This window comes from Kitasatospora sp. NPDC127060 (assembly GCF_042724935.1).
Lineage (GTDB): Bacteria > Actinomycetota > Actinomycetes > Streptomycetales > Streptomycetaceae > Kitasatospora.
The window spans coordinates 1-2,154 of sequence record NZ_JBHXEG010000185.1; the positions used below are offsets into that span (position 1 = coordinate 1).

2 protein-coding genes are annotated in these 2,154 nt (G+C 75.4%); one reads left to right on the forward strand and one right to left on the reverse strand.

Annotated features, from left to right (window positions below):
• Positions 1-99 precede the first annotated feature (99 nt).
• A complete protein-coding gene (locus ACFWIS_RS40580; RefSeq protein WP_380464116.1) occupies positions 100-723 on the reverse strand; it encodes a TetR/AcrR family transcriptional regulator in 624 nt (207 codons plus the stop codon).
• A 77-nt stretch (positions 724-800) separates the two neighbouring features.
• Here ACFWIS_RS40580 and ACFWIS_RS40585 point away from each other — a divergent pair, with 77 nt between their 5' ends.
• The gene (locus ACFWIS_RS40585) at positions 801-2,021 is read left to right on the forward strand and encodes an amidohydrolase family protein (RefSeq protein ID WP_380464118.1); all 1,221 of its coding nucleotides are present in this window, start codon (positions 801-803) and stop codon (positions 2,019-2,021) included.
• Positions 2,022-2,154 lie beyond the last annotated feature (133 nt).

Below are 2,154 nucleotides of genomic sequence, written 5' to 3' on the forward strand. Positions count from 1 at the left end.
GCACCCGTACCGCACGGGTGCCGCCCCTCGGCGTTCCGGTGGGCACCGGAGTGCCCGGTGGGCACCGGAGCGCCCGGTCGGCGCCCGGTCGGCGCCGGATCAGGGCCCGAGCAGCCCGGACAGCACCGCCGCCGTCGCCGCCATCAGCTCCTCGGCCACCGCGCCGCCCGCCGCCGTCCGGGCCAGCAGCCCCTCACGTGCCGCCAGCATCACCGCCGCCGCCTGCCCGGCATCGGCCCCCGGGGGCACCAGCTCGGGCAGCGCCCGCTCCAGGACGTCCGCCACGGCCCGGGCCAGCGTCCGGTCGTGCGTGGCGACCTGCTCGGCCAGCGCCTCGGAGCGCGCCGCGGCCAGCCGGAACTCCAGGAACAGCAGGATCCACCCGGTCTCCGCGGGCTCGACCCGCAGCAGCGCCTCGACCAGCAGCCGGGCCCGCTGGTGCGCCGCCAGCCCTTCGCAGGCGGCGGCGAGCCGCTCCAGCTCGGCCATCCGCTCGGCGGCCCGGTCGTCGAAGAGCGCCAGCAGCAGGTCCTCCTTGCTGCCGAAGTTCGAGTAGAAGGCCCCGCGGGTGTAGCCGGCGGCGGCGCAGACGTCCTCGATGCTGGTCCGCGCGAAGCCGACGGTGAGGAACAGCTCGCGCGCCGCGTCGAGCAGTCGGGCCCGGGTGTGGATCCGTCGGCGGGGTGGCCGGGGAGCGGCGGGTTCGGTGGGGGGTGGGTTCACAGGAGCACGATACATGGTGTATTCAGTACGAGCCGTATTCAATACGAGCCGTACTGAACTGCGAAGGGCACTGACCCATGAGTCGACTGCTGATCACCGACGCCCACCTGCTCCACCCCGAGGACGGCACCCGTACCGACCTCGGCTGGCTGGAGGCCGCCGACGGCCGGATCACCGCCACCGGCACCGGCCGCCCGCCCGCCGCCGCCGACGGCGTCCTGGTCCTGGACGCCCGCGGCGGCACCGTGCTGCCCGGCCTGATCGACGCCCACGTCCACCTGCTGGTCACCTCGCTCGACCTGCGCGACGTCGCCGACTGGACGCCCGGCTACGCCACCGTCCGCGCCCTCGCCGAGGCCGAACGGATGCTGCGCCGCGGCTTCACCACCGTCCGCGACGTCGGCGGCGCCGACCACGGCATGGCCCGCGCCCTGGCCGAGGGCCTGGTGCCCGGCCCCCGCCTGCTGCACGGCGGCAAGGCGCTGTCCCAGACCGGCGGGCACGGCGACCTCCGCCCGCTGGGCGAGGACTCGCTGCCCTGCTGCGAGGCCCGCCCGCACTTCGGCCGGATCGCCGACGGCGTGGACGCGGTGCGCGCCGCCGCCCGGGACGAGTTCCGCAAGGGCGCCCGGCACCTCAAGGTGCTGCTCTCCGGCGGCGTCGCCTCCCCGCACGACGAGATCGCCGCCGTCCAGTACAGCGAGGAGGAGATCCGGGCGGCCGTCGAGGAGGCGGAGAACCACAACCGCTACGTCACCGTGCACGCCTACCACCCGCGGGCGATCGACCGCGCCCTGCGGGCCGGCGTGCGCTGCGTCGAGCACGGCAACCTGCTGGACGACACCACCGTGGACCTGCTGCTGGAGAAGGACGCCTTCCTGGTCCCCACCCTGGTCGCCTACGAGCGGACCGCCCGGCTCGGTGCCGCCTCCGGCCTGCCGCCGGCCTCGCTGGCCAAGCTCGCCGAGGTCCGCGACCGCGGTCTGGAGGCCCTGGAGCGGGCCCACCGCGCGGGCGTCAACCTGGTCTACGGCAGCGACCTGCTCGGCCCGCTGCACCACGCCCAACTGGAGGAGTTCACCCTGCGCGCCCAGGTCCAGCCGGCCGTCGACGTGCTCCGCTCGGCGACCACCACCGCGGCCCGGCTGCTCGGCCTGGCGGGGGAGGTCGGCACCCTCGCCCCGGGCGCCCACGCCGACCTGCTGGTCGTCGACGGCGACCCGCTGGCCGACCTCACCGTGCTGACCCGCCCGGAACGGCACCTCAGGCACGTGGTCAAGGCCGGCGCCGTCATCTAGCGAAACGGCGGGCGGGCGCTCGGGGAAACCCCCAACGCCCGCCCGCCGTAGCGCAGTTGCCGACTGGCAAAGCTGCTTACTTGCTCCCACGCTTCGCGAGGCTGTGCTTACTTGCTCCCACGCTTCGCGAGGC

Excerpts from the sequence above, each read along its gene's own strand:
- ACFWIS_RS40585 (WP_380464118.1), top strand. The coding sequence starts at position 801 with ATGAGTCGACTGCTGATCACCGACGCCCACCTGCTCCACCCCGAGGAC.